The following is a 26,421-nucleotide window of genomic DNA, read 5'->3' as shown; positions in this document are numbered from 1 at the left end:
ACGCATCCCGGAATGAATGGTGACCACCGATGATCGATTTCACGATTCCCGCCGAACTCGCCGCCGAACGCGATCGGGTGCGGCAGTTCGTCATCGACAAGATCGTTCCCTATGAGCGGGATCCGCGGCTGACCGCGCACGGCCCCAATGACGAATTGCGCCAGGAGCTCGTCGAATTGGCGCGCGCGGAGAAGCTGCTCACCGTGCAGGCCCCGGTCGCCCTGGGCGGGCGCGGGCTCAGCCATATCGAGCAGGCCGTCATCTACGAGGCGGCCGGCTGGTCCACCCTCGGCCCGGTCGCCATGAACTGCGCCGCCCCCGACGAGGGCAATATGTTCCTGCTCTCCAAGGTCGCGAATCAGGAGCAGACCGAACGCTTCCTGCAACCGGTCATCGACGGTCGGCAGCGCTCGGTCTTCGCCATGACCGAGCCGAACGGCGCGGGTTCGGACCCGAACCAGTTGAGCACCGAGGCCACCTTCGACGGTGAGAACTTCACCATCAACGGCCGCAAATGGCTGATCACCGGTGCGGACGGCGCGAAGACCTGGATCATCATGGCGCGCCTGGCCGACAACCCGCACCTGCCCGCGGGCCCGACCCTGTTCCTGTGCGACGGCGATACGCCCGGCATCGTCATCGAACGCATCATGAACACCATGGACCGCAATTACGTCGGCGGCCACGCGGTGGTGAACTTCGAGAACCTGGTGCTGCCCGCGGATTCCGTACTCGGCGAGACCGGTCAGGCGCTGCGCTATGCCCAATTGCGCTTGGCCCCAGCCCGTCTCACGCACTGCATGCGCTGGCTGGGCGCGGCCGAACGCGCACAGTCCATCGCCATCGACTACGCCAAGACCCGCACCGCCTTCGGCAAGACCATCGGCGAGCATCAGGGCGTCTCGTTCATGTTGGCGGACAACGAGATCGCGCTGCACCAGTGCCGCCTCACCATCTGGCACGCCTGCTGGCTGATGGATCAGGGCGAGAAGGCCAGGCATGAGAGCTCCATCGCCAAGTCCTACGTCTCCGAGGAGCTCTTCAAGGTCACCGACCGCTGCGTCCAGGTCCTGGGCGGCATCGGCATCAGCGATGAGACCGTGGTGGAGATGATCTTCCGCGATATGCGCGCCTTCCGGTTGTACGACGGCCCCACCGAGGTGCACAAGTACGCCATCGGCCGCAAGATCCTGCGTTGATCTGCCTCCGCTCCGCTCCGGCGGGTCGCGGCCCTCGTGACCCCCGCTCTTCCCTCCCTCCGCTCCTCCGCTGCGCTCCCCCGCTCCACTCAGTCCAGACCGGGGGCGGGCCGCGACTGAGCGGGGTCGTATGGGGGTGGGGTTGCGAAGGGCAGGACGGGGGCTGGTGGTACGAGGGGTGATGAGGGGCTTGATCGGCGGCGGGGGTGGGTGGGGTTGCACTAGGATTTCGGGGCATGAGCTCGGAACTGCATGTAGACGTGTCCGATGGGGTCGCCGTACTCACGCTCAATCGGCCCGCTCAGCAGAACGCGCTCACCCCGGCGATGGCGTCGGCGCTGGGGGTGGCGCTGCGGCGCTGCGATACCGAGGACGCCATCGGCGCGGTCGTCATCACGGGTACCCCGCCCGCCTTCTGCGCGGGCGCGGATCTGTCGTTGAAGGTCGGTGAGGTGAACGGGCTCATCGATCCGCCGCCGTTCCGGATCCGCAAGCCGGTCATCGCCGCGGTGAACGGGCATGCGGTCGGGATCGGGCTGGAGATCGCGCTGCAGTGCGATCTGCGGTACGTGGCGCGCGATGCGGTGTACGGGCTCAACCAGGTCCGCCGCGGTGCGCTCGCCGACGGGTACGCGCATTGGACGCTGCCCCGGCTGATCGGCAGCGCCAATGCCGCCGATCTGCTGCTCACCGGCCGCACCTTCGACGGTGACGAAGCTCGTGCGCTCGGCGTGGCCAACTCCTGTCTGCCCGCCGGCGAGGTGTTGCCGACCGCGCTGGCGGTGGCGCACGATATCGCGCACGGTTCGGCCCCGCTGCCCGTCGCGCTGTCCAAACGGCTGCTGTGGGAGGCCCCCACCATGACCCCGGAGACGGTCGGTCGCCTGGAGACCGAACTCAACGACTACGTGGCCAAGAGCACCGACGGCGGCGAGGGCGTGGCCGCGCTCAAGGACCGCCGCTCACCCAAGTGGACCGGCAGCGTCAGCACCGAATGGCCGGCCTGGGATGCGGTCACCGGCGGCGAACCCCGCCCCGGCCTGGACTGAGCTTGGCCTCGACTGAGCTTGCGGCTCAAGCCTTTCCGCTGATGGCCATGAGAAGGAACAGGATTCCGAAGATCACCATGAAGATGGTCCCGATAATCCCCAGTACGTAGCCGACCATCACCTGCACGCGCCCGCCGTAGGCGCCGCCGGACGCCTCGATGTCATTGAGCGCCCGTCGTCCGAGCGCCCAGGCCACCGGCCCCAGTGCGCCACAGCAGAACACGCTGAGCGCTCCCAATAGCAACACCGCCGTCGCATTCTCGTGCTCGGTAGGTGCGCCGATGGGCTGCTGAGGGATCACCACAGCGTGATTTTACGTTCAGCACCCGCTCCGGGGCATGCGGACGCGCGGTCTTGCCCCGCGTCACTTCGCCCGGTCATGGGTCCAATACCGCAAACGCCCCGCTCCGGGCGGGGAGCGGGGCGTTTCGTGAATGCTATTTTCCCGCAGCGGGTTTCGTACCCACTCGCGGTTTCCGCCTAGATTCGGCGCTGGCGGGCCACATCGGCGAGCACCACGCCCGCCGCGACGGAGGCGTTGAGCGACTCCACCGGACCCGCCATCGGAATGCTGATGATGGCGTCGCAGGTCTCGCGCACCAGCCGCGACAGTCCCTTGCCCTCGGAGCCGACGACGATGACCGTCGGTGTGCTGCCGTCGAATTCGTCCAGATGGGTATCGCCACCCGCGTCCAGGCCGACGATCTGATAGCCCTGGTTGGCCCAATCCTTCAGCGTACGAGTCAGATTGGTGGCACGGGCGACGGGCAGCCGGGCCGCCGCACCCGCACTGGTGCGCCACGCGACCGCCGTGACACTGGCACTGCGGCGCTGCGGAATCACCACGCCGTGCCCGCCGAACGCCGCCACCGAGCGGATGACCGCACCGAGATTGCGCGGATCGGAGATATTGTCCAGCGCCACCAGCAGGGCGGGTTCGCCCGAGGCGCGCACCCGCTCCACCAGATCGTCCGGATGCGCGTACCGGTACGGCGGCACCTGCAGGGCCAAGCCCTGGTGCATCGCGTTATGGCTCATCTTGTCGAGGTCGGTGCGCGGCAGCTCCAGAATCGAGATGCCGGTATCGGCGGCGATCTTGACGGCCTCGGTGAGCCGGTCGTCGTTCTCGGTGCCGACGGCGACGTACAGCGCGGTCGCGGGCACCCCGGCGCGCAGGCACTCCACCACCGGATTGCGGCCGAGCACCAACTCCGGGCCCTCGTTGTCCTTGCGCCCCGGGATCGGGCGGCTCGCATTGCGGCCGCGCGCCGTGGTCGCCGCCGAGGCCGCCTTGGCCGCGGCCTTGGCGCGCTTGGCGGCGGGATGCTTGGTGCGCTCCACAGCGGGCGGGGTCGCGCCCTTGCCCTCGAGTCCCCGGCGGCGCTTACCGCCGGAGCCGACGACCTGCCCCTTCTTGGTGCCGGTCTTCCGAATCGCACCGCGTCGCTGTGAATTGCCTGCCATTACTTCGCCTTCCGTATTACGCGGATATCCCGCAGTCGGCCGGTCACGGGAGAACCCGCGCCACGTCGATCATGCGGGATACCTGCATCCGGTCGGCGCAGCGAACGGCTGCGCCCCTATCTGTGCCGCCCGGCGGCGTCCATGCCGTCACCGGGGGCCGTGCTTGTGCTGCCCGTGCGGGCAGGTGTTCGACCCGGCGGGTACGCCGCGTCGAATTCGCCTCGAGTGGTTCGAGACCGGTTCGGCCGGATATCCCGGCCGAGTTCAGCTTTGGTCCTTGGTCAATGCCCATTCCGGTCCGCGCGGGGTGTCGGTGACCTCAACGCCCGCCGCCTTGAGCCGATCTCGCACCGCATCGGCCGCTCCCCAGTCCTTATCGGCCCGGGCCCGTTGCCGCCGCTCCAGCTCCGCGCCGATCAGCACATCCAGGGCCGCGATGGCCGCGGACGAGTCGGCCGGTGCGGCCCAGTGCGGATCGAGCGGATCGACGCCGAGGATTCCGAGCATGCCGCGTACCTGCCCGGCGAGCGTGCGAGCGGTATCGAGGTCGTCGGCGTCCAGGGCCTTGTTGCCCTCGTTCACCGCGCCGTGAATCTCGGCCAGCGCCTTGGGAACTCCGAGATCGTCGTCGAGGGCCTCGGCGAAGCCGGGTGTCCACCCGCCGACCGGAACCTCGCCCGCGCGCTCGCCGACCCGCAGTACGAACGATTCGATGCGCTGATAGGAGGCCGCGGCCTCGGAGAGCGCCTTATCGGAGTACTCCAGCATGGACCGGTAGCCCGCACTGCCCAGATAGAACCGCAACTCCACCGCGCGCACGCCGACCCGCTCCAGCACCGCCGGAATGGAGAGCGTATTGCCGAGCGATTTCGACATCTTCTCGCCGCTGAGCGTCACCCAGCCGTTGTGCAGCCAGTAGCGGGCGAATCCATCCCCGGCCGCCTGCGACTGCGCGATTTCGTTCTCATGGTGCGGGAAAATCAAATCCATTCCGCCGCAATGAATATCGAATTCCGCACCGAGATAGAACTCGGCCATGGCGGAGCATTCCAAATGCCAGCCCGGGCGTCCCGGACCCCACGGCGACGGCCAGCTCGGCTCACCCGGTTTGGCGGCCTTCCACAGCGTGAAGTCGCGCGCGTCCTTCTTGCCCTTACCGGCGCTCTCGCCCTGATGCACATCGTCGAGCTTGTGCCCGGAGAGTTTGCCGTAGTCCGGGAAGCTCAGGACGTCGAAGTAGACATTGCCCTCGGACGGGTAGGCGTGCCCGCGCTCGATGAGCCGCTCCATCATCCGCACCATCTGGGTGATGTGTCCGGTGGCGCGCGGCTCGGCCGAGGGCGGCAGTACGCCGAGGGTCTCGTAGGCGCGGTCGAAGGCGCGCTCGTGCGTGGCCGCCCACTCCCACCAGGGCCGCCCGTGCTCGGCGGCCTTGTTCAGGATCTTGTCGTCGATATCGGTGACATTGCGGATGAAGGCCACATCGAAACCATTGGCGGACAACCACCGTCGCAGCACGTCGAAGGCGACGCCACTGCGCACATGTCCGATGTGGGGTTCGCCCTGCACGGTAGCGCCACACAGGTACACCGAAGCGTGGCCGGGGACCAGCGGCGTGAATTCACGCAGGGTCCGCGTCTCGGTGTCGAAAAGGCGCAGAGTCACGACAGAGCATCCTAGCTGGTGAGATATGGCTGTATTTTCTTGCACCGCCTGCGGCGGCGCGAGGTTCGCGGCCTGGGAGTCTCGCTTCTTCCCTCCCTCCGCTCCTCCGCTTCGCTCCCCCGCTCCACTCAGTCCAGAAGCGAGACGGCCGCGAACCTTTGGGGAATTCGTCAGAGGCGACAACACAGGAGTGCGGTGGCGACCGATGCCACACCTTCGCCGCGACCGGTGAGCCCCAGGCCGTCGGTCGTGGTGCCGGAGACCGAAACCGGTGCGCCCAGAATTTCGCCCAGTACCTTTTGTGCCTCGGCGCGGCGCGGACCGATCTTGGGACGATTACCAATTACTTGTACAGCCGCATTGACAATTGTGAATCCGGACTCATCCAGCAGCCGCCGGACTTCCTTCAACATGGCCGCGCCGGAGACGCCTTCCCATTCGGGACGGCCGGTGCCGAATATCGCGCCGACATCGCCGAGACCTGCGGCGGAGAGCAGCGCGTCGCACAGCGCGTGCGCGGCGACATCGCCATCGGAGTGGCCTTCGCAGCCGCTGTCACCGTCGAAGAGCAGTCCGGCCATCCAGCAGTCGCGGCCGGGCTGGATCGGGTGCACATCGCTGCCGATGCCCACCCGCATGGCGGTGGGGTCGATCATCGCGTTGTCACCGCCTCCCGGTCTCCGTTCGAACTGCCCTGCGCCACCAGTGTATTGGCGAGCACCAGATCGAGTGGCGTGGTGATCTTGAAAGCCAATGCGTCACCGGGCACCGTGCGCACGGTCGCGCCGAGCAACTCGACCAGACCCGCGTCATCGGTCGCCTGGGTGCCGGTGGCATAGGCCGCGCGCAGCAGCCGCGCCTCGAAGCCCTGCGGAGTTTGAATGGCGCGCAATTCGGCCCGGTCCGGGGTCCCGGTCACCGCGCCCGTGACATCCACGGATTTGATGGTGTCGGTGACGGGCAGTGCCGGAATCACGGCCTGCGCGCCCGCGCGCAACTCGGCCACCACGCGGGCGATCAGCGCGGGCGGAGTCAGGGCGCGGGCGGCATCGTGCACCAGTACGAAGGTGGCATCGGGTGCGGCATCGAGCCCGGCCCGAACGGAGTCGGTGCGCTCGGCGCCCCCGGGCACGACGTGCACCGGGGTATCGGAGACGGGCAGCAGCGCGCGGGTCTCGTCGACGAGTTCGGCGGGCACCATAACCACAACTTCATCGACGGACCCGGAGGCGATCAGACCTGCCACAGCGAGTGCGAGCATGGGACTGCCGCCGACCGGAACGAACGCCTTGGGCCTGTTCTCACCCAGGCGCACGCCCATGCCAGCGGCAGGAACCAGCGCTACAACACGGCTTTCACCGTGTGATGCGTTCACGATCAGGAAGCCGCGGCGAGAACCTCGTCGAGCAGGGTCTCGGCACGAACATCATCGGTGCCCTCCGCGAGTGCGAGTTCACCGACGAGAATCTGCCGGGCCTTGGCCAGCATGCGCTTCTCACCGGCGGACAGGCCGCGGTCCTGCTCCCGACGCCACAGGTCGCGAACGACCTCGGCCACCTTGTTCACATCGCCGGAGGCGAGCTTCTCGAGGTTGGCCTTGTAACGGCGAGACCAGTTGGTGGGCTCTTCGGTGTGCGGTGCGCGGAGCACCTGGAAGACCTTGTCCAGGCCCTCCTGGCCGACGACGTCGCGGACGCCGACATACTCTGCGTTCTCTGCGGGAACCCGAACGGTCAGGTCGCCTTGAGCGACCTTCAGGACCAGATACTCCTTTTGTACACCCTTGATGGTGCGGGTTTCGATTGCTTCGATCAGCGCCGCTCCGTGGTGGGGGTAAACGACGGTGTCTCCGACCTTAAAAATCATGTGTCCCGTGCCCCTTTCGATGTTCACAGTTTAACATGCGACTCGGTAACGGCGCGATCAACGGCGCAGGTCAGGGCCACAACGAGCCAGCGGTGGGGGTTGACAACCGCCGAAGTGTGTGCATCTTGTTGTGGCATAACGGGATACCGCGCAGTTGCGTTCGGAGACTTATGCGCGAGCCTTCTCCGCATACGCGACTTTCCGTATAGCCGCCCCCTCGAGAGGCGTGGGAAGCAACGCATTACTCTTCTTGACTACTACTCTGCATAGTGGAGTGAGACCGGTCGACATGGAGGAACAACCCGTGACTGCCCTGAAAGCCACCACCGCGTCCAAGACGCGCAGGCGTGCCATGACGGTTGCTGCACTCGCTGCGGGCGCGGTGCTCGCGTTGACGGGTTGCGGCGCCGGTCAGATCTCGCAGACCGCACACCAGGTGGCGGCCGTGAATGGCAACTCCGCCAACGTCGGCAAGGTCGCCCTGCGCGACGTCCGGTTCCTGCTGCCGCAGACCGAGCAGTACGACAACGCCAAGGGCGGTAAGGCCGTTCTCGCGTTCAGCGCCGCCAACCTCGGCGAGGCCACCCCGGACGAGCTGGTGAGCATCACCACCGACCTGGGTCAGGTGAAGATCAACGGCAAGGCCGAGATCAAGGCGCAGGCGACCCTGGTCTCGGACCTGTCCACCGCCGCCAAGGACGAGCACGGTGCCACCACCACCGCGCCCGCCGAGCACGGCACCGAGGCCGCGAGCGACAAGACCTCGGACCCGAACCAGAAGCCGCTGCTGGTCGAGGTCACCGGGCTGACCAAGGACGTCACCCCCGGCCTGACCTACCCGGTCACCTTCATCTTCAAGGAGGCGGGCACCGTCGTGGTGAACGTTCCGGTCGACGCCGGTTCGAACAACCCCCGCCCCGAGCCCGCCAAGTCCGAGACCAAGTCCGGCCACTGAGTTGTCGGCCTCCGCTCCGCTACGGCGGGTCGCGGCCCTGTAACCCCGGTTCTTCCCTCCCTCCGCTCCTCCGCTTCGCTTCCCGCTCCGGTCAGTCCAGAACCGGGGGCGGGCCGCGACATTGGGCGGAAGTTGTCGGGCGTGAACGCAATTCGCTTGCACCGCACCCGCTTCGGATATTCGAGGCGGGTGCGGTTGTTTTTCGGGGGGAAATATCCCGAGTGCGGGTTTGCCGGGCGTGTCGGAATGCGCGCCGATGGCCCGCCGCACACGCTGCGGGTTTCTGTCGGGGGCGGTTATTAGGCTGCGCGCGTGGCCAAGGTGAAATCGCTGTATCGGTGCGCTGATTGCGCGAATGAGGTCGCCAAATGGGTGGGGCGGTGTCCGGCGTGCGAGGCGTGGGGCACGGTCGAGGAGGTGGCGGCCGCCGCGGCCACGGGGGCGGGGGCCGCGGGTCGGCGAGCCATGCTGCCGAGTACGGCGGCCACACCTATTTCGAATATCGACTCCAAGACCACCTTCGCGCGCACCACGGGTGTGTCGGAGTTGGACCGGGTGCTGGGCGGAGGCATCGTGCCCGGATCGGTGGTGCTGCTCTCCGGGGAGCCGGGGGTCGGGAAGTCGACGCTGCTGCTCGAGGTGTCGCATCGGTGGGCGCGGGCGCGCGATGAGATCGCGCTGTACGTGACCGCGGAGGAGTCGGCGGGGCAGGTGCGCTTGCGGGCCGATCGCACGGGCGCGGTGCACGAGAAGGTGTATCTGGCGGCCGAATCCGATCTGGCCACGATTCTCGGGCATGTCGAACAGGTGCGGCCGACGCTGCTGGTGGTCGATTCGGTGCAGACCATGCTGGCCGCGGATGTGGACGGGGTGATCGGCGGTGTCACCCAGGTGCGCTCGGTGACGGCGGCGCTCACCTCACTGGCCAAGGCGACCGGTATCGCGGTGCTGCTGGTCGGACATGTCACCAAGGACGGTTCGGTGGCGGGTCCGCGCACCCTCGAACATCTGGTGGATGTGGTGCTGCAGTTCGAGGGGGACAAGCATTCGACACTGCGCATGGTGCGCGGGGTCAAGAACCGGTTCGGCAGCACCGACGAGGTGGGCTGCTTCGAGATGCGCGAGGCCGGAATCGCCTGTGTGGACGATCCTTCCGGGCTGTTCCTGCATCACCGGGGCGCGGCCGTGCCGGGCACCGCGGTCACGGTCGCCATGGACGGTAAGCGGCCGATGCTGGGTGAGGTGCAGGGGCTCACCGTCGATACCCAGGTGCCCGCACCGCGGCGCGCGGTGAGCGGGCTGGACTACAACCGCGTTTCCATGGTCCTGGCTGTCCTGCAGAGCCGCTGTGGGGTCTATGTGGGTAAGCAGGACGTCTACGCCGCGACCGTAGGCGGTATGCGGCTCACCGAGCCCGCAGCGGATCTGGCTGTCGCCCTTGCCATCGCGAGCGCGAGTCAGGACCACGCGCTACGGCCGGGCATGGTGGTGCTCGGTGAGGTGGGGCTCGCGGGTGAGGTTCGCCAGGTGACCGGGTTGACCCGCCGCCTGGCCGAGGCCGAGCGGTTGGGTTTCACCGAGGCGCTGGTTCCGGTCGGTGTGGATCGGGCGGGGCGCAGCATGAAGGTGCACGAGGTCGCGGATCTCAGTGCGGCCCTTGCCGCCAGCGGACTCCGGCATCCGCGGCGCGCGCGGGCGAAGGCGGGGGCCGACGAGGACTGACGAGAGTCCTCCCGCGCCAACGGCGAAGGCCGGACCCGCCGGGTCCGGCCTTCGTGCTGAAAAACGTTGGGCGAGTGCGCTGTCAGGTGATCTTCGGGCGCCCGGTCAGGCGATATTGAAGGGTTCCGGTGCGCTGCGCACCGAACCCAGTTGGGCCACAACGGTGTAGGGGCCCGCCGGCACGGGGACGCGCTCGCCGGCGCAGCCGGGCTGGGAGGTGGCCCCGGACCAGGTGACGGTGAAGGCCGCCTGCTGACCGGGCATGAGGGTGCGCATATCGGACGTACCGTCCGGGTAGCAGTCGGTGCTGGCCCAGAGCCGGCGCTGACCGTCCAACGATTGCACCGAGACCAGTTGCAGCCCCGAACCCATATCACGTTCGCACGCCGAGCTGGAGATATTGGTGATGACAATGCCGAAGATCGGCTGTTCACCGGTCTTGTAGGTGGGCTGTCCGACATTCACCTTCACGGCCAGTGATTGATCCGAGCACTGGGCAGCGCCCGCGACCGGCGCCGCGTTGCCGCCGACCGGGGCCGACGGTTTGGCCGAACCCGAATCGGGGGCGCCCGAGGAGCTCCCGGCGGGTTTGTTGGTCGCGCCCGGGGCGGAGGTGGGTGCCTTGGCATCGGCCTTCTTCTCCTCGCCACCGCCGCTGCGCAGTAGCGCGAAGGCCACCCAGAGCACCAGTAGCAGGGCGACCGCGATCGCGCCGATCGCGACCAGGCGACGGCGCCAGTAGATTTCCGGCGGCAGTGGTCCATTCGGTTCCAGCACGGTGACAACGGTAAGGGCACCGTCGGGTGTGTCCGCCGCAGGGTCTCGGCGTGTCGGTGGTGAAAGAGCCTATGTGCCAGGTACATTTCGCCGCCCGGGCGACCGACCAGCTTGCTCGGGAACAGATGTGCCCGCTGTATCCACAGCGGGCACAAGGGATCTCGACGTGGTGCGGCTAGACGACTTCGCCGATATTGCCGATCACGCGGTGCAGCTTGATCTGGCCCTCGGCGAGGTTGTAGGTGACACAGGCGATGGCGCATTCACCGGTCGCCACGCGCTGGGAGATGATCATCGAGCGCTGCATGAGCAGGCGGGCGGTCTCCTCGACGTGCCGGGCTTCCAGCTCGTCGACCTCGTTCAGCCCCTCGCGGCGGCCGATGAGAATGGAGGGCGTGACGCGCTCGACCACACTGCGAATGAATCCGCCCGGCACATTGCCGTGGTCCAGGGCGTCGATAGTGGCGCGCACCGCACCGCAGCTGTCGTGGCCGAGTACGACGATGAGCGGGACGTGCAGCACCTCCACGCCGTATTCGATGGAGCCCAGCACCGAGGAGTCCACGACGTGACCGGCGGTTCGAACGACGAACATATCGCCGAGGCCCTGGTCGAAAATGATCTCGGCGGCCACGCGGGAGTCGCCGCAGCCGAACAGGATCGCGCCGGGTTGCTGACCGCTGACTAGCTTGGCTCGATCGATGGCTCCCTGGCTAGGATGCTGCAACGTGCCGTTGACGAAGCGTTCATTGCCTTCGCGGAGGGCCTTCCAGGCACTGATCGGGTTGGTTTGCGGCATGTGTCTCATTCTCCATACGACAGCGGTTACTGGCGAGTCCGGGACGTTACGGTCCGGCAACCGGCCGCTGGCGGGGCGGCCGCGGAAATGGTGAGCTGGTGAGGGATCGAATGACTGTGGGCGTGCAATGACAGTGGACAGCGACATTCTGATCGACTGGTACCGGGAGACCGCCCGGGATCTGCCGTGGCGCCGCTCCGGTGTGACCGCCTGGCAGATTCTGATGAGCGAGATCATGCTGCAGCAGACGCCGGTGGTGCGGGTCGAGCCGATCTGGCGGGAGTGGGTGGCGCGCTGGCCGGTGCCCTCGGCCATGGCCGCCGCACCGCAGGGCGAGGTGCTGCGCGCCTGGGGCAAACTCGGCTATCCGCGCCGGGCGCTGCGCCTGCACGAGTGCGCCCGAGTACTCGCCGAACAGCACGGTGACGAGGTGCCCACCGAGGTGGAGGTACTGCTGGGCCTGCCTGGAATCGGCGATTACACCGCACGTGCGGTGGCCTGTTTCGCCTACGGTCAGCGAGTTCCCGTGGTGGACACCAATGTCCGGCGGGTGGTGGCGCGTGCCGTGCACGGCCGCGCCGAGGCGGGCAATCCGGCCGCGCGTGATCTCGGCGAAACCGAGGCGCTGCTCCCGGCGCGGGTGGATCGCGCGGCGGTCTTCTCCGCCGCTCTCATGGAGCTCGGCGCGACGGTGTGTACGGCCCGCACCCCCGATTGCGCCAACTGCCCGCTGCCCACCTGCGCGTGGGTCACGGCGGGCCGCCCCGTATCGGAGGTGGTGCGCCGCACCCAGAAATACGAGGGCACCGACCGACAGGCCCGCGGCCGCCTGCTCGATGTGCTGCGCGACGCGAGCGGTCCGGTGGAACGAATCCGCTTGGATATGGCCTGGACTCGCGATATCGGCCAGCGCGATCGTGCGCTGGATTCACTCCTGATCGACGGTTTGATCGAGCAGACCGCCGACGGTCTGTTCGCCCTCGCGGGCGAAGGCGACGCGTCGGAGTAGGCGCGCAACCGTTCCCGGGACAGTGTGCCCGGGAACAGTTGCGGCACAGCGCGATCCGCCGCCCCTCATGCGGAAGATCGCGCGCTCCTCATGCCGCCGCGCGGCAGAAATCCCCGTCGCCCCGGCATGCTTTCGGCCGGGATCCACCGTTTCTCAGGCGACCACGAGTTCGCGGCGACGAGTTCTGGTGCGGGAGCCGATGACCCGGCACACCAGGTAGATGGTGAACGAGATCGCGGTGACGAAGGTCGAGACCGGCACGCCGGGGGCCAGGGACAGCAGAATGCCGCCCACCGCGGCGGTTTCGGCGAAGACGATCGCGAGAACGGTGGCGCGCACCGGGCTGGCGGTGATCTGCGCGGCGGCCGCCGCCGGGGTGATGAGCAGCGCGAGCACCAGCAGCGCGCCGACGATCTGCACGCCGAACGCCGCAGTGATACCCAGCAGTACGGCGAATACGATCGACAGTGCGCGCACCGGAACCCCGCGTGCCACCGCGACTTCCGGATCGGAGCTGGCGAACAGCAGCGGCCGGTAGACCGCGGCCAGCACGATCAGTACGCCGACGGTGCAGGTGGCCAGCAGGGTGAGCCCGTTGTAGCCGACACTCACCACCTGTCCGGTGAGCAGTGAGAATTTCGAGCCCGCGCGCTCGGGACCCAGCCACAGGAACAAAACCGACAGGCCGAGGCCGAACGAGAGCACCACCGCGATCACCGAATCCCGTTCGCGGGCACGTGAACCCAGCACGCCGAAGAGCACCGCCGCGACGACCGATCCGGCAATGGCGCCGAACCCGACGCCTACCCCGGCGAGTAGCGCCGCGGCCGCACCGGTCAGGGAAAGCTCGCTGGTGCCGTGCACGGCGAAGGACATCTGCCGGCTGATGATCAGCGGCCCGATCGCGCCCGCGAGCAGTCCGAGCAGCGCCGCCGCCAGCACCGCCTGCTGTACGAAGTCGTAGCCGAGCAGGTGCGCGGTGGTGGAGAAGTCGAACATCTCGGAGAAGACGCCGGAGAGTTTGTCGATCATGCGGGCACCCCGTCCGTCTTGCCGTGACCGTCGCTGCTGCCGTGGCAGTGGCCACCCGCTTCGCCGAGAGCGTCCATGACATCGCCGGTGCCGACGACCACCAGACGGCCGCGCACGCGCAGCACATCGACCTCGGTGCGGTACAGCTCGGAGAGGACTTCGGAGGTCATGACCTCGTCGGGGGTGCCGATCCGAAATTTGCCGTCGACCAGGTAGAGGACCCGATCCACCAGCGGGAGAATGGGATTGATCTCGTGGGTCACGAAGAGCACCGCGGTGTCGTGGGTGCGGCGGCGCTTGTCGATGAGTTCGGAGACCAGGCGCTGATTGGCCAGGTCCAGGGAGAGCAGCGGTTCGTCGCAGAGCAGGACGCGCGGATCGCCCGCCAGGGCCTGGGCCACGCGTAGTCGCTGCTGTTCGCCGCCGGAGAGGGCGTCGATGGGGGCGTAGGCGTACTTCTGCGCGCCCACATCCGCGATCGCCTGGGCCACTTTGCGTTTGCGTTCCTTGCGGCCGCGGAAGCCGAGGCCCCAGCGGTGTCCGTCCACGCCCAGCCCGACCAGGTCGACGCCGCGCAATTGCGCGCCCGCGTCCATGGTCTTCTGCTGCGGAACGTATCCGATATCCGAATTGCCCAGGCGCGCAGGCGCACCCGCGATCTCGGCGGTGCCCTCGGATAAGCCGACCTGGCCCAGCAGCATCTTCAGCAGCGAGGTTTTGCCCGATCCGTTGGGGCCGAGCACCGCGATGAACTCGCCGGGCGCGACCTCCAGATCCAGTCCGCGCCACAGGGTTCGGTCACCGTAGGCCAGTCGCGCATTCGTCAGTCGCACGGCGGGAGTGCTGGCGCGCGGGGCCGGTGTGGATGCGCCGGAAGGCGCGCCGCCGGTCACCGGGCAGCCGGATTCCGGTGCGGTGGGGCAGGTTTCGAGTGCGGATTCGGTATTCATGGTGCTGCTCCCGGCTGCGGAGGTGGGAGAACCCCCGAGCGCGGGCTGCGCTACGGGGGTGGTCGGTGCTGTGGTGGCGGGCATGGCGGGGCCTAGGCGAGCGCGGTGGCCAGGGATTGGGCGTTGCGGGTCATCCACTGCACGTAATCCAGGCCCCGGGGCAGGGTTTCGGTGATCTCGACGACGGCGATACCGGCGGATTGGGCGATGGCCTTCATATCCTTGGTGGTCTTGTCCTCGGTCTGGATGTTGTAGACCAGGGCTCGAACCTGCTTGCCGGAGAGCAGATCTCGGACCGCCGCCACATCGGCGGGGGATGGGTCGGTGCCCTGTTCGATCGCCTCCTGGAAGGAGTGCGGGGTGCGGTCGTCGGCCTTGGCATCCAGCAGCATGTAGTAGGCCAGCGGTTCGGTCTGCACGACCGGCTGGTTAGGGTGCTCCGCGGCGATCTTGGCGGTGATGGCCTCGATACCGCTCAGCTGGGCGGTGAAGGCGGCCGCGCGATCGGCGTAGCCCTGCTTGTGGTCCGGATCGATGGCGCCGAGGGATTCGGCGATGTGCTCGGCGACATGGCCGACGATATGCGCGTCGTACCAGACGTGTTCGTTACCGCCGGAGTGGTCGTGTCCGTGGCCGGTCGCGGTGGTGGCCGGGGTGTCGGCGTGCGCGTCCTCGCCGGCGATATCGACCGCGTTCACGGTGTGCTTGTTCTTGCCGGAGATGGCCTTGTCGATGAATTCGTCGTAGCCGCCGCCGTTGTAGACGATGAGGTCGGCATCGCTGATCTGCGCGGCCTGGACGGCGGTGACCTCGTACGAGTGCGGATCGGTCGCCGGATCGCTGATCAGGGATTCGACCTTGGCGTCGGGGCCCGCGACCGATTTGGCGATATCGCCCCAGACATTGGTGGAGGCCAGGATGGTCAGTTCGGAATTGGACTTCGAGGATCCGCAGGCGCTCAGGGTGGCCACGGTGGCTAGTCCCGCGGCGAGCACGGCGAATCCCTTGGCAAAGCTTCTGGTCACGCGGGGTACTCCTGAAACACTCTTAACAGAAACGAAAACGATTGCCATTAAAAGGTAGCGCAAGGGATCGCCGCGGCCCAACCCAGACCGGTCGGTGTGGTGGGGGACACGTGGGACCTGCGCCCCCGCGCGCCCCCGATCGGAGGTTGGGAGAGGGGCCCAGCCCCCGCGTGGGTTCCGTCCTCCCCAAAGCACTCGGCCCCCGCGAACTCAGTTCGCGGGGGCCGAATATTGCTTTACTCGAGCTCTACGTCAGTGCCGCTACCGGCTGGCTCAGCAGCTGGGCGCAGCGGAGCAGGCCGAGGTGGCTGTAGGCCTGCGGGTGGTTGCCGAGTGAACGTTCGGCCACCGGGTCGTACTCCTCGGACAGCAGACCGGTCGGGCCCGCCACATCGACGAGCTGAGCGAAGAGCGCCTCGGCGTCCTCGCGCTTGCCGATGAGCAGATACGCCTCGACCAGCCAGGCCGCGCAGAGGTGGAACCCACCCTCGCCGCCGGGCAGGCCGTCGTCGTGGTGGTAGCGGTACACCGTTGAGCCACTGCGCAATTCGGCCTCGGTCGCCACGACAGTGGCGGCGAAGCGCGGATCCGACGGGTCGATGAGACCGCTCAGCCCGATGTGCAGGGTGGCGGCGTCGAGGTCGGTGCCCTCGTAGGCGGCGGTGTAGGACTGGACCTCTTCGCTCCAGCCCTCGACCTTGACCTCGGTGGCGATGGTGTCGCGCAGCTTCTCCCACTCGGGGTCGACGGTCCGGTCGAACTGGCGGGCGAGGGTGATCGCCCGATCCGCGGTGAGCCAGCCCATGACCTTGGAGTACACATGGTGCCGCGGGTTGCCGCGGATCTCCCAGATGCCGTGGTCGGGTTCACGCCAGCGCCGCTGTACGGCCGAGACCATGGCGTGTACGAGCTCCCAATCCGCGTCCGGCAGTGCCTTCTTCGGATCGTTGATGCCCTTGCGCTCACGGGCGTGCGCGAGCTGTGAGATGAGATCGACGATGGGGCCGAAGACGTCGAGCTGCACCTGCATATTCGCCGCGTTGCCGACACGCACCGGCCGCGATCCGGCATAGCCGGGCAGCTGGTCGATGACGGCCTCGGGCGGGAGGGTTTCGCCGTAGAGGGTGTACAGCGGGTGCAGTCGCTCGGGTCCGGGCAGGGTCTCCAGCACCCGGTGCACCCAGGAGAGCAGCTCCTCGGCCTCGCCGACCGAACCGAGCGATACCAGCGCCGACGCGGTGAGTGAGGCGTCGCGCAGCCAGCAGTACCGGTAATCCCAGTTGCGCACGCCGCCGATGTCCTCGGGCAGCGAGGTGGTGGCCGCCGCCAGAATCGATCCGGAGGGGGCGTGCACGAGTCCGCGCAGGGTGAGCGCGGAGCGCTTCATGAGATCCGGCTTGAGCGGGGGCAGCTCCAGGGTCGCGGCCCAATCCGCCCAGTACCGTTCGGCTTCGCGCCGCCGGTCCGCCTCGGGGGTCATGCAGGGTGCGAGATCGGAGGTGCCGCAGCGCATTTCGAGGACGATCGGGCCCTGTCGGGGATCGACCACGGCGCGGGCGGTGTGATGGTTGCCCTCGTCGATGATGACCCACTCCACGCCCGGGGAGCGCAGCACGAGTGGATCGTTGGTGCCCTGTACGCGCAGTCCGGCGCTGTCGCGCACGATGCGCACCGGCACCTGTCCGAACTCCGGACGCGGTGCGAAGGTGATGACCGCCTTGGCGTCGCCGGTGATGACGCGGGTGAGATCGGTCCGCTCCGGCACCACATCGTGCGGCAGGTAGTCCACCACCGACAAACTGGCCCAACGGGTTTCGACGGTCATGGTGCCGTCGACATAGCGCTGCGACAGCGGCAGTCCGGCGCGTTCGGGCTGAATGGTGAAGTGGCCCGCGCCCGGTCCGCCGAGCAGGTGTGCGAAGACCGCCGCCGAATCGGGTTCGGGATGGCACAACCAGGTGATGGTGCCGTCCGGGGTGACGAGGGCTTTGGAGCGCGGGCTGGCCAGCATGGTCAGCCGTTCGATTCGAGGGGCGGAGGCTCCTGCCAGCCAGGTGCGCCGCTCCTCGAGCAGGAAGGCGAGGGCCTTGGAGACGTCCTCGGTGCTGGATACCCGGTATTTGGCGAGGCTTTCGCCGTCGCCGACCTTGATGCCGACGTCCGGTCCGGACAGGCGTTTGAAGGCCTTCTCATCGGTGACGTCATCACCGATGAAGACCGCGGCGGAAGCGCCCTGCTGATGGCGGACGATATCCAGGGCAGCGCCCTTATCGGTCTCGACGACCGCGAGTTCGATGACTTCCTTGCCCTCGGTGGTCTGCACGCCGACCCAGCTGGCCGGGCCCTGGCGGACCTGAACCACTGCGCGACGGCCGATTTCGGGGCTGGCATTGCGGACGTGCAGTGCCACGCTGGCCGGTTTGACCTCGACGGTCGCGCCGGGGTTGTCCTGCGCGATCTGGCTCAGGGTCGACTGCACTTCCCGCAGTAGCTGTTTGGCGTCGTTGTCGATGGCGTGCACGAAGCCGACATCGAATTCCGAACCGTGACTTCCGATCAACTGCACCTCGACGGGCAGCCGGGACAGGGCCGCGAGATCACGCAGGGCTCGCCCCGAGATCACTGCGGCGGTGGTGGCGGTGAGTCCGGAGAGCGCGCGTAAGGCGCTCACGGACTCCCGATGGGGATAGGCCTTCGCGGGGTCGGAAACGATGGGCGCGATAGTCCCGTCATAGTCCGAAGCGACCAGCAGCCGTGGCACTCGGGCGACAGCCGCCAACGCACGGCGAAGTTCCAGTGGCAAATCCTGTGCGCTCACGCATCCAACCTAGTGATCGGAGGAGATTTTTCAGGGCGTGCGTGACTCTACTGGGTGATGATTGCCCGCTCGTTCTGACGGTGATACATAGCGTTTACAAGACACTTGCGCGTCGTTCACCATATGTCTGATTTCCGCTCGCGCAGAGCGACTTCGGGCGGTGTGACCTGTGCTGTTGTGGTTGAAAGAAAAAGGGCCGGATCGTCTCGAGGAGACGACCGGCCCTTGTGCATCAGTGCGAAAGCCCGGATTGCGTTCGCCGCGCACGGGTCCCGTACGCGACGCTAAACGTTGAGAAACCTCACTTGTCGCCGATGAGCAGATCGACGGTCAGCTCCAGGCGTTCGGTGACATCGGTGGCCGAGGCCCGACGGGTCAGCCACGCAACCAGATTCGACAGCCACACATCGCTGATGACGCGGGCGATGGCGAGCTGGCGCTCATCGGGCGTCTCGTCCGAGAGTGCGCGGGCGAAGAAGCGGTCCATCACCTTGCCGACCCGATCGACCTCGGCGGCGGCGGAGGCGTCGGCGAACATGAACGCTCGCGTCATGGCCTCGGTGAGCAGCGGATCGCGCTGCATGGCGCGGGTGATCTGGGTGAGCATCAGGTGCATGCGCTCGCGGGGTTCACCACCGGGGAGCGGTTTGCGACGGCCTTCGAGCTGTTCGAATTCGCGGGCCAGGGCCGAGACCAGCAGGTGCACCTTGGACGGGAAGTACCGGTACAGGGTGCCGACGGCGACATCGGCGCGCTCGGCGACCGCGCGCATCTGCACCGCGTCGTAGCCGCCCTTGGAGGCCAGCGCCAGGGTCGCGTCGAGGATGCGTTTGCGCCGGTCGCGCTGTGCTGCCGAGCTCAGGTCCTCCTCGCTGAGGGTCGTCACGGGTGCGGTGCGCCCGGCGCCGGTGGGCGGGGCGACCCCATCGGCGGACTGCGATCGGGAGGGACTGGCCATCGGTTGAAAGTCCTTTCCTGCACGAATCGTTCGATTCATCCCGGCTACGAGTTCGTACCGCGTTTGGGCGGCGCTTGACTTACGCCCGGCTCGAACATTAGAACATGTTCTAGGAGTGGAAGTCACCCCGGAAAGGCGGTATGGAGTGTGACCATAGCCACCACTGACGAGCATAAAGCCGTCCAGGAGTCCATGCGTGGATGGGCGGCAGCGGTGCGCCCAATTGCAACAATGCGTTCCGGTGGGTCGGATTTCTGGCGCGAATACTGGTCGCGCCTGGCCGATCTCGGAATATTCCGGGTCGCGGTACCGGAAGAGGCCGGTGGAGCGGGTTGTTCCGTCGGAGATCTCGCTGTCCTGGTGGAGCAGGCGGCGCATGATCTCGTGGGCGGTCCGGTGCTCTCGACGGCACTTGCCGGCCTCGTTGCCGGGGAGATGCTCGACGAGAATACGCCGTGCGGTATCGCGCTCGAGGGCGAAATCGCAATCTCATCCGACGAATCCGGTACCCGCCTGTCCGGTGAGTGGGACGCGGTACTCGGGGCTGCCCCCGGCACCGCGCTGCTGCTGCCGGTGCGCGACGGTGAGCGCCACCTGTTGGCTCTCGTCGACGCCGATGCCGAGGGCTTGCGGGTGGAGCCGCTGCCCGCCATGGATCACACCGTTCCGCTCGCCCGGGTCGTATGCGCGGATGTTGCTGTCGCGGCCGACCGCCTGTTCGAGCCGAAGCTTTCGGTCCTCGATATCGCCGCCACGCTGATTGCCGCCGAGGCCGCCGGTATTGCCGGCTGGTGTTTGGAGACCGCGACCGAATACGCCAAGGTGCGTGAACAATTCGGGCGCAAGATCGGCGAATTCCAAGCGGTGAAACATATTTGCGCGTGGATGCTGTGCCGGGCCGAACAGATTCGCGCGGTGGCCGCCGACGCCGCCGCCGCCGTCGATGCCGAGTCCGGTGAACTTCCGCTCGCCGCGGCGGTCGCGCTGTCCATTGCCCTGGACGCCGCGGTGGAGAACGCCAAGGATTGCATTCAGGTCCTGGGTGGAATCGGTTTCACCTGGGAGCACGACGCGCATCTGTATTTGCGCCGGGCGAGCTCCATGCGGCAGTTGCTGGGTGGTTCCGCGCGCTGGCGTGCCCGGGTCACCGAATTGACCCTGCAGGGTGCGCGCCGCACGGTGGGCTTGGATCTGGGGGCCGCTTCCGGCGGCGCCGAGGGCGAACCCAATTGGGACGCCGTCGGTTTGGACGCCGCCGAGGCGGCGGTGCTGGCCGCCGAGTTGACCAAGATCGCCGCCCTGTCCGATGCCGAACAGCGTGACGCGCTGGCCGCCTCCGGGTTGCTGGCCTCGCACTGGCCCAAGCCGTACGGCCGGGGCGCGGGTCCGATCCAGCGCACCTGGATCGATGACCAGATCCGTAAGGCCGGAATCACGCTGCCCGAGCTCGCGATCGCCAACTGGGCGATTCCGACTCTGCTGCAGTGGGGTACGCCCGAGCAGATCGAGCGCTACGCGCTGCCGACGCTGACCGGTGAGGTCATCTGGTGCCAGCTCTTCTCCGAGCCGGAGGCCGGATCCGATCTGGCCGCGCTGCGCACGGTGGCCGAGCGGGTCGAGGGTGGTTGGCGGCTGCGCGGTCAGAAGGTCTGGACCTCGTTGGCGGACAAGGCCACCTGGGGTATCTGCCTGGCGCGCACCGATCCGGCCGCGCCCAAGCACAAGGGCATCAGCTACTTCCTGGTCGATATGAAGAGCGCGGGCATCGATATTCGGCCGCTGGTCGAGATCACCGGTGAGGCGCGGTTCAACGAGGTCTTCCTCGATGACGTCTTCGTCCCGGACGACTGCTTGGTCGGGCAGCTGGAGAACGGTTGGAAGATCGCTCGTTCCACCCTGTCGGCTGAACGGGTCGCCATGGGCGGCAAGGGAATCGGGGATGAGCTGGAGGCGCTGATCGCCGCCGCCCCGAAGTCCGGGCCGGGTGCGGAATTGGTGGCGGACACACTCGGAGGACTCGTCTCCGAATCGATCGCTGGAACCTTGCTGGATGCTCGTGCCGCACAGAAACTGCTGTCCGGTGGAGATCCGGGTCCGCAGAGCAGCGTACGCAAACTGGTCGGTGTCAGACACCGGCAAGCGGTCGCCGAATTTGCCGTCGAAGTGGCGGGCGCGGCGGGCGCGATGGAAACCGATGTGGTGAAAGAATTCCTGCTCACACGCTGTTTGTCCATTGCGGGCGGTACTGAGCAGATTCTGTTGACCGTCGCCGGTGAACGAATTCTCGGACTGCCGCGCGAATCGCACGGTTAGCCCACACCTCAACCGGGAGTAATGAATTGGACTTCACGCGGGACGAGAGCCAGGATGCTGTCGCCGAGGTTGTTGTAAGTTTGCTGGAGCGTGAAAGCGCACGCGATATCGCGCTCTGGCCGATCTTCTCCGGCAGTGGACTGTTGGCCGTGCCCCTACCCGAACGCTTCGGCGGTGACGAGATGGGTCTGCTGGAGGTCTCCGCCATGCTGACCGAGCTCGCCACCGACGCGGTGCAGATTCCGGCATTGAGCACGCTCGCCTTCGGCGTGCTGCCGCTACTCGCGATCGGCGTGCCGGATGCGGTGGCGGAGAAGGTGTTTCCCGCCGTCGCAGACGGTGCGGTGCTCACCGCCGCCCTGCACGAGGCGGGCGCTCCGTTCGTCGTGAAGCCGACGACCACCGCCGTCGCCGATGGCGACACCGTGCGCATCACCGGCAACAAGGTGGCGGTGCCCTACGCCGATACCGCGCGCTGGATTCTGGTGCCGACCGATGCCGGTATCGCGGTGGTCGACGGTGACGCCCCGGGCATCACCAAAACCGCCAGCCCGACATCCGATGGCGTGCCGGAGTTTTCGCTCCGCTTCGACGGGGTGCAGATCCCGGCGGAGCAGCTGCTGCCGGGCGGTATCGGCGAACTGCACCGGTTCGCGCTGGCCGGGATCGGCGCGGTCGCGGACGGGCTGCTCAAGGGCGTGATCGCCCTGACCGCCGAGCATGTGCGCACGCGTCAGCAGTTCGGTCGTCCGCTGGCCGAATTCCAGGCTGTGGCACAGCAGATCGCGGATGTGTACGTCACCTCGCGCACCCTGCACGCGGCCGCCGCCTCAGCCAATTGGGCGCTTGCGCAGGATTCTGACAACGCCGAACACCATGAGCGCACCGAAGATGATTTGGATGTGCTGGCGTACACGGTGGCCTCGGAGCTGCCGGCCGCCATGCAGAAGTGTCATCACCTGCACGGTGGTCTGGGCGTCGATATGACCCATCCACTGCACCGCTACTACTCACAGGCCAAGGACATCGCGCGCTGGCTGGGCGGCGAATCGTTCCGGCTGGACCGTTTGGGAGCCAGATGTTCATCGAACTGACCGCCGAGCAGCGTCGCCTCCGTGACGAATTGCGTTCGTACTTCTCCGGTCTCGTCACTCCCGAAGAGGAGAACGAGATGCTGGGGAACCGGCACGGCGACGCCTATCGCGCGGTAGTCAAGCGCATGGGCGCGGACGGCAAGCTGGGTGTCGGCTGGCCGAAGGAGTACGGCGGGCAGGGTTTCGGCCCGCTGGAGCAGCAGATCTTCTACAACGAGGCGGTCCGGGCCGATGTGCCCGTTCCGCTGGTCACGCTGCTGACCGTCGGACCCGCACTGCAGTCCTACGGCACACCGGAGCAGAAGCAGAAGTTCCTGCCCGGAATCCTCACCGGTGACATTCATTTCGCCATCGGCTACTCCGAACCGGATGCCGGTACCGACCTGGCGGCGCTGCGCACCAGCGCCGTGCAGGACGCCAATGGCGACTGGATCGTCAACGGGCAGAAGATCTTCACCACCGGGGCGCACGAGGCCGACTACATCTGGCTGGCCGTGCGCACCGGCACGGTGGAGTCGCGGCACCGCGGCATCACGATCCTGATCATGGACACCAAGGATCCGGGCTACTCCTGGACGCCGATCATCACCGCCGACGGTGCGCATCACACCAATGCCACCTACTTCGACAATGTGCGCGTCCCCGCGAGCATGGTCGTCGGCGAGGTGGACAAGGGCTGGAAGCTCATCACCACCCAGCTCAATCACGAGCGGGTCAGCCTGGGGCCGTCCGGCAAGATCGAACAGCTCTACACCCGGGTGCGTGAATGGGCGCAGAAGCAGGGCGTACTGGGTGAGACCGAGGTGCGGCGCTCACTGGGGCGCCTGCACGCCATGGTGCGCCTCAACGAGCTGCTGAACTGGCAGGTGGCCTCCAATATGGAGCGCCCCGACGCCGATCCGGCCGATGTGATCGCCGATGCCTCCGCGACCAAGGTGTACTCCACCGAGGCGCTGCAGGAGGCCGGACGCCTGGCCGAGGAGATCGTCGGTCGCTACGGCGATCCCGCCGATCCGGGCACGGCCGAGCTGCTGGTGTGGCTAGACCGGCGCACCAAGCAGAACCTGGTGGTGACCTTCGGCGGCGGCGTCAATGAAGTCATGCGCGAGCTCATCGCCCAAATGGGCCTGCGCCTGCCGCGCGTACCGAGATAGAGGAATTCGACAGTGACGCAAAGCTTCACGGCCGACGAGATCCTGGCGGCCGCAGAGAAGATCAAAGAGGCGGGGGAGTCGTCCCCCCGTCTGGGCCGCGATCCGGTCAACCAGCCCATGATCAACAACTGGGTGGAGGGGATCGGGGACGCCAACCCGATCTATGTCGACGAGGCCGCCGCGATCGCCGCCGGACATCCCGGCATCGTCGCGCCGCCCGCCATGGCGCAGGTGTGGACCATGTTGGGGCTCACCGGGTCTCGCCCCGAGGACGACCCGATGACGGTCACCAATGAGCTCCTCGATGCCGCCGGGTACACCTCGGTGGTCGCCACCAACTGCGATCAGACCTACCACCGGTACCTGGAGGTCGGTGAGCAGGTCGCGGTGCGGTCCTCGCTGGATTCCATTGTGGGGCCGAAGCGTACGGGTCTGGGTGAGGGCTGGTTCCTCACCTACCGCACGAATTGGTATGTCGGCGATGAGCTCGTCACCGAAATGCTGTTCCGGCTGCTGAAGTTCATGCCGGGCACGGGCGCGGCTCCCCAGGCCGATCCGGCGGCGGACCTGGCCAAGCGGGTCAAGCCGGTGGTCTCGCATGACACCGAATTCTTCTGGGCCGGAACCAAACTCGGCGAGCTGCGGATTCAGCGGCGGCCGGATGGTTCGTTGCAGCATCCGCCGGTGCCCGCCATCTGGCAGGACAAGGCCAAGGAGACCGAGTACGTCGTGGCCTCCGGTCGCGGCACCGTCTTCAGTTTCGTTGTGCACCATGCCCCGAAGGTGCCCGGCCGGGCCCTGCCGTTCGTGGTGGCGCTGGTCGAGCTCGAGGAGGGTGTGCGGATGCTCGGCGAGCTGCGCGGCATCGATCCCGCCGAGGTGGCGATCGGACAGGCCGTGCAGGTCGGCTTCGAAGCCCTCGACGACGACAACACCGTGCCCTATTGGAAGGCTGTTCGATGACCTCCACCGTGCAACTCGATGCCGTGCGGGTCGGAACCGTCCTGCCGGAGTTGGCGATTCACGCCGACACCACCTTCGTGGTCTCCTCGGCCCTGGCCACCCGCGACTTCCAGGATGTGCACCACGATCCGGAGAAGGCGGTGCAGCGCGGGTCCAAGACGATCTTCGTGAACATCCTGACCGATACCGGTCTGGTGCAGCGCTTCGTCACCGACTGGGCCGGTCCGGCCGCGCGGGTGAAGTCGATCTCGCTGCGCCTGGGTGTGCCGTTGTACGCGGGTGACACCCTCACCCTGTCCGGCGCGGTATCGGCCGTCGAGGGCACCGAAATCACCATCGACGTGGTCGGCAAGGACAGCCTGGGCGACCACATCACGGCGAAAGCCGTTATCTCGCTGCAGGAGGCACGCGCGTGACGGGTCTGAGCGGGCGCGCGGCCATCGTAGGCATCGGCGCCACCGACTTCTCCAAGGATTCCGGCCGCAGTGAACTGCGCCTGGCCGCCGAGGCGGTCACCGCCGCACTGGCCGATGCCGGACTCACCCCCGCCGATGTGGACGGCCTGACGACCTTCACCATGGATACCAATACCCAGGCCGCCGTGGCCCGGGCCGCCGGTATCCCGAGCCTGAAGTTCTTCAGCAATATCCCGTTCGGCGGCGGTGCGGCCGCGGCCACCGTGCAGCAGGCCGCCATGGCGGTGGCCACCGGTGTCGCGGATGTCGTTGTGGCATACCGGGCTTTCAACGAGCGTTCCGGGCATCGCTTCGGGCAGTTCTCCACCCAGCTGGCGGGTAATGCCACGTCTTCCGGTGTGGACAACGCGTTCTCGTACACCCACGGCCTCGGCACCCCTGCGGCCCAGGTGGCCATGGTCGCGCGTCGCTACATGCACGTATACGGCGCTACCAGTGCGGATTTCGGCACCATCGCGGTGACGGACCGCAAGCACGCCGCGGTCAACCCGAACGCGCACTTCTACGGCAAGCCCATCACCCTGGAGGAACACCAGGCGTCCCGCTGGATCGCGGAACCCCTGCACCTGCTGGACTGCTGCCAGGAGACCGACGGCGGTGTCGCCATCGTCGTCACGAGTGCCGAACGGGCAAAGGATCTTCCGCACAAGCCCGCCGTAATCGTCGGTGCCGCACAGGGTTCCGGTGCGGACCAGTACGTCATGACCAGCTACTACCGCGATGCCATGACCGGCCTCCCGGAAATGGGCCTGGTCGGCGACCAGCTGTGGGCCCAAAGTGGTTTGCGCCCAGAGGATATGCAAGCAGCCATCCTCTACGACCACTTCACCCCCTTCGTGCTCATGCAGCTCGAGGAGCTCGGCTTCTGCGGCCGCGGCGAAGCCAAGGACTTCATCAAGGACGGTGCTTTGGAGGTAGGCGGCCGACTGCCGCTGAACACCCACGGCGGCCAGTTGGGTGAGGCATACATCCACGGCATGAACGGCATCGCCGAAGGCGTCCGCCAAATCCGCGGCACCTCCGTGAACCAGGTCGCGGACCTGAGCAATATCGTCGTCACGGCCGGTACGGGCGTCCCGACCTCGGGTCTGGTCCTCAGCTCCAACTGATCGAACACATCGAAGGCCCGGGTG

24 protein-coding genes are annotated in these 26,421 nt (G+C 67.3%); 11 read left to right on the top strand and 13 right to left on the bottom strand.

Features of this window, described 5'->3' with window-relative positions:
* Nucleotides 1-29 precede the first annotated feature (29 nt).
* Both OHB26_RS09130 and OHB26_RS09125 read left to right on the top strand, forming a co-directional pair.
* Entirely contained in the window at nt 30-1,199 is a 1,170-nt protein-coding gene (locus tag OHB26_RS09130; protein ID WP_330183762.1) for an acyl-CoA dehydrogenase family protein, read from the top strand.
* Nucleotides 1,200-1,435: 236 nt separating this feature from the next.
* Nucleotides 1,436-2,248: an enoyl-CoA hydratase/isomerase family protein gene (locus OHB26_RS09125; protein WP_330183761.1), complete on the top strand. Its 813-nt coding sequence runs from the start codon at nt 1,436-1,438 to the stop codon at nt 2,246-2,248.
* A gap of 25 nt (nt 2,249-2,273) precedes the next feature.
* Here OHB26_RS09125 and OHB26_RS09120 read toward each other — a convergent pair whose 3' ends face one another.
* The 6 genes from OHB26_RS09120 to carD all read right to left on the bottom strand — a co-directional run bounded on the left by OHB26_RS09120 (nt 2,274) and on the right by carD (nt 7,243).
* Complete coding sequence (locus OHB26_RS09120) at nt 2,274-2,552, bottom strand: DUF4190 domain-containing protein (protein WP_330183760.1); 279 nt, start codon at nt 2,550-2,552, stop codon at nt 2,274-2,276.
* Between the two features lie 176 nt (nt 2,553-2,728).
* The gene (rlmB, locus tag OHB26_RS09115; RefSeq protein WP_330183759.1) at nt 2,729-3,712 is read right to left on the bottom strand and encodes a 23S rRNA (guanosine(2251)-2'-O)-methyltransferase RlmB; all 984 of its coding nucleotides are present in this window, start codon (nt 3,710-3,712) and stop codon (nt 2,729-2,731) included.
* A 264-nt stretch (nt 3,713-3,976) separates the two neighbouring features.
* The gene (gene cysS / locus OHB26_RS09110) at nt 3,977-5,377 is read right to left on the bottom strand and encodes a cysteine--tRNA ligase (protein WP_330183758.1); all 1,401 of its coding nucleotides are present in this window, start codon (nt 5,375-5,377) and stop codon (nt 3,977-3,979) included.
* A gap of 170 nt (nt 5,378-5,547) precedes the next feature.
* Complete coding sequence (ispF, locus tag OHB26_RS09105; RefSeq protein ID WP_330185550.1) at nt 5,548-6,015, bottom strand: 2-C-methyl-D-erythritol 2,4-cyclodiphosphate synthase; 468 nt, start codon at nt 6,013-6,015, stop codon at nt 5,548-5,550.
* Nucleotides 6,016-6,029: 14 nt separating this feature from the next.
* The gene (gene ispD, locus OHB26_RS09100; RefSeq protein WP_330183757.1) at nt 6,030-6,752 is read right to left on the bottom strand and encodes a 2-C-methyl-D-erythritol 4-phosphate cytidylyltransferase; all 723 of its coding nucleotides are present in this window, start codon (nt 6,750-6,752) and stop codon (nt 6,030-6,032) included.
* 2 nt (nt 6,753-6,754) lie between these two features.
* On the bottom strand, nt 6,755-7,243 hold the full coding sequence (gene carD / locus OHB26_RS09095; RefSeq protein ID WP_067569016.1) for an RNA polymerase-binding transcription factor CarD: 489 nt from the start codon (nt 7,241-7,243) through the stop codon (nt 6,755-6,757).
* A 304-nt stretch (nt 7,244-7,547) separates the two neighbouring features.
* Here carD and OHB26_RS09090 point away from each other — a divergent pair, with 304 nt between their 5' ends.
* Both OHB26_RS09090 and radA read left to right on the top strand, forming a co-directional pair.
* Nucleotides 7,548-8,198 carry a hypothetical protein gene (locus OHB26_RS09090; protein WP_330183756.1) on the top strand — a complete coding sequence of 217 codons (651 nt, stop codon included), beginning with the start codon at nt 7,548-7,550 and terminating at the stop codon, nt 8,196-8,198.
* 312 nt (nt 8,199-8,510) lie between these two features.
* Nucleotides 8,511-9,920 carry a DNA repair protein RadA gene (gene radA, locus OHB26_RS09085; RefSeq protein WP_330183755.1) on the top strand — a complete coding sequence of 470 codons (1,410 nt, stop codon included), beginning with the start codon at nt 8,511-8,513 and terminating at the stop codon, nt 9,918-9,920.
* A 105-nt stretch (nt 9,921-10,025) separates the two neighbouring features.
* Here radA and OHB26_RS09080 read toward each other — a convergent pair whose 3' ends face one another.
* Together OHB26_RS09080 and OHB26_RS09075 are read right to left on the bottom strand one after the other, a co-directional pair.
* On the bottom strand, nt 10,026-10,697 hold the full coding sequence (locus OHB26_RS09080; RefSeq protein ID WP_330183754.1) for a hypothetical protein: 672 nt from the start codon (nt 10,695-10,697) through the stop codon (nt 10,026-10,028).
* A gap of 175 nt (nt 10,698-10,872) precedes the next feature.
* A complete protein-coding gene (locus tag OHB26_RS09075; RefSeq protein WP_330183753.1) occupies nt 10,873-11,496 on the bottom strand; it encodes a carbonic anhydrase in 624 nt (207 codons plus the stop codon).
* A 127-nt stretch (nt 11,497-11,623) separates the two neighbouring features.
* Between OHB26_RS09075 and OHB26_RS09070 the strand changes: the two genes are divergently transcribed.
* Entirely contained in the window at nt 11,624-12,505 is an 882-nt protein-coding gene (locus OHB26_RS09070; protein WP_330183752.1) for an A/G-specific adenine glycosylase, read from the top strand.
* A gap of 153 nt (nt 12,506-12,658) precedes the next feature.
* Here the strand turns inward: OHB26_RS09070 and OHB26_RS09065 are convergent, their stop codons facing one another.
* The 5 genes from OHB26_RS09065 to kstR all read right to left on the bottom strand — a co-directional run bounded on the left by OHB26_RS09065 (nt 12,659) and on the right by kstR (nt 19,288).
* The gene (locus OHB26_RS09065; protein ID WP_330183751.1) at nt 12,659-13,537 is read right to left on the bottom strand and encodes a metal ABC transporter permease; all 879 of its coding nucleotides are present in this window, start codon (nt 13,535-13,537) and stop codon (nt 12,659-12,661) included.
* Nucleotides 13,534-14,487, bottom strand: a complete 954-nt coding sequence (locus OHB26_RS09060; RefSeq protein WP_330183750.1) for a metal ABC transporter ATP-binding protein — start codon at nt 14,485-14,487, stop codon at nt 13,534-13,536. The genes OHB26_RS09065 and OHB26_RS09060 overlap by 4 nt, the downstream gene beginning before the upstream one ends.
* A 92-nt stretch (nt 14,488-14,579) precedes the next feature.
* Nucleotides 14,580-15,560, bottom strand: a complete 981-nt coding sequence (locus OHB26_RS09055) for a metal ABC transporter solute-binding protein, Zn/Mn family (protein ID WP_442942882.1) — start codon at nt 15,558-15,560, stop codon at nt 14,580-14,582.
* 199 nt (nt 15,561-15,759) lie between these two features.
* Nucleotides 15,760-18,330 carry a trehalose-phosphatase gene (gene otsB / locus OHB26_RS09050; protein ID WP_330183748.1) on the bottom strand — a complete coding sequence of 857 codons (2,571 nt, stop codon included), beginning with the start codon at nt 18,328-18,330 and terminating at the stop codon, nt 15,760-15,762.
* 301 nt (nt 18,331-18,631) lie between these two features.
* The gene (kstR, locus tag OHB26_RS09045) at nt 18,632-19,288 is read right to left on the bottom strand and encodes a cholesterol catabolism transcriptional regulator KstR (protein ID WP_330183747.1); all 657 of its coding nucleotides are present in this window, start codon (nt 19,286-19,288) and stop codon (nt 18,632-18,634) included.
* A 147-nt stretch (nt 19,289-19,435) separates the two neighbouring features.
* Between kstR and OHB26_RS09040 the strand changes: the two genes are divergently transcribed.
* Genes OHB26_RS09040 through OHB26_RS09015 form a run of 6 tightly spaced genes read left to right on the top strand, consistent with a single transcriptional unit; the run spans nt 19,436 to nt 26,397 of the window.
* A complete protein-coding gene (locus OHB26_RS09040) occupies nt 19,436-21,601 on the top strand; it encodes an acyl-CoA dehydrogenase (RefSeq protein WP_330183746.1) in 2,166 nt (721 codons plus the stop codon).
* Nucleotides 21,602-21,627: 26 nt separating this feature from the next.
* Nucleotides 21,628-22,695: an acyl-CoA dehydrogenase family protein gene (locus OHB26_RS09035; protein WP_330183745.1), complete on the top strand. Its 1,068-nt coding sequence runs from the start codon at nt 21,628-21,630 to the stop codon at nt 22,693-22,695.
* Nucleotides 22,680-23,849, top strand: a complete 1,170-nt coding sequence (locus tag OHB26_RS09030) for an acyl-CoA dehydrogenase family protein (protein WP_330183744.1) — start codon at nt 22,680-22,682, stop codon at nt 23,847-23,849. The genes OHB26_RS09035 and OHB26_RS09030 overlap by 16 nt, the downstream gene beginning before the upstream one ends.
* Nucleotides 23,850-23,861: 12 nt before the next feature.
* Nucleotides 23,862-24,812: a bifunctional MaoC family dehydratase N-terminal/OB-fold nucleic acid binding domain-containing protein gene (locus tag OHB26_RS09025; RefSeq protein ID WP_330183743.1), complete on the top strand. Its 951-nt coding sequence runs from the start codon at nt 23,862-23,864 to the stop codon at nt 24,810-24,812.
* A complete protein-coding gene (locus tag OHB26_RS09020) occupies nt 24,809-25,228 on the top strand; it encodes a MaoC family dehydratase (RefSeq protein WP_330183742.1) in 420 nt (139 codons plus the stop codon). Before OHB26_RS09025 ends, OHB26_RS09020 begins: the two co-directional genes overlap by 4 nt.
* Nucleotides 25,225-26,397, top strand: coding sequence for a lipid-transfer protein (locus OHB26_RS09015; RefSeq protein ID WP_330183741.1), 1,173 nt, complete (start codon nt 25,225-25,227; stop codon nt 26,395-26,397). The genes OHB26_RS09020 and OHB26_RS09015 overlap by 4 nt, the downstream gene beginning before the upstream one ends.
* Nucleotides 26,398-26,421: the final 24 nt, after the last annotated feature.

Source organism: Nocardia sp. NBC_01503 (assembly GCF_036327755.1).
Taxonomy (GTDB): Bacteria; Actinomycetota; Actinomycetes; order Mycobacteriales; family Mycobacteriaceae; genus Nocardia.
Note: the sequence above shows the minus strand (reverse complement) of the source record. Positions and strands in the feature narration are given on the sequence as shown.

Excerpts from the sequence above, each read along its gene's own strand:
- OHB26_RS09130 (WP_330183762.1), top strand. The coding sequence starts at position 30 with ATGATCGATTTCACGATTCCCGCCGAACTCGCCGCCGAACGCGATCGG.
- OHB26_RS09125 (WP_330183761.1), top strand. The coding sequence starts at position 1,436 with ATGAGCTCGGAACTGCATGTAGACGTGTCCGATGGGGTCGCCGTACTC.
- rlmB (WP_330183759.1), bottom strand. The coding sequence starts at position 3,712 with ATGGCAGGCAATTCACAGCGACGCGGTGCGATTCGGAAGACCGGCACC.
- ispF (WP_330185550.1), bottom strand. The coding sequence starts at position 6,015 with ATGCGGGTGGGCATCGGCAGCGATGTGCACCCGATCCAGCCCGGCCGC.
- carD (WP_067569016.1), bottom strand. The coding sequence starts at position 7,243 with ATGATTTTTAAGGTCGGAGACACCGTCGTTTACCCCCACCACGGAGCG.
- OHB26_RS09075 (WP_330183753.1), bottom strand. The coding sequence starts at position 11,496 with ATGCCGCAAACCAACCCGATCAGTGCCTGGAAGGCCCTCCGCGAAGGC.
- OHB26_RS09070 (WP_330183752.1), top strand. The coding sequence starts at position 11,624 with ATGACAGTGGACAGCGACATTCTGATCGACTGGTACCGGGAGACCGCC.
- OHB26_RS09065 (WP_330183751.1), bottom strand. The coding sequence starts at position 13,537 with ATGATCGACAAACTCTCCGGCGTCTTCTCCGAGATGTTCGACTTCTCC.
- OHB26_RS09060 (WP_330183750.1), bottom strand. The coding sequence starts at position 14,487 with ATGAATACCGAATCCGCACTCGAAACCTGCCCCACCGCACCGGAATCC.
- OHB26_RS09055 (WP_442942882.1), bottom strand. The coding sequence starts at position 15,560 with ATGGCAATCGTTTTCGTTTCTGTTAAGAGTGTTTCAGGAGTACCCCGC.
- kstR (WP_330183747.1), bottom strand. The coding sequence starts at position 19,288 with ATGGCCAGTCCCTCCCGATCGCAGTCCGCCGATGGGGTCGCCCCGCCC.
- OHB26_RS09030 (WP_330183744.1), top strand. The coding sequence starts at position 22,680 with ATGTTCATCGAACTGACCGCCGAGCAGCGTCGCCTCCGTGACGAATTG.
- OHB26_RS09020 (WP_330183742.1), top strand. The coding sequence starts at position 24,809 with ATGACCTCCACCGTGCAACTCGATGCCGTGCGGGTCGGAACCGTCCTG.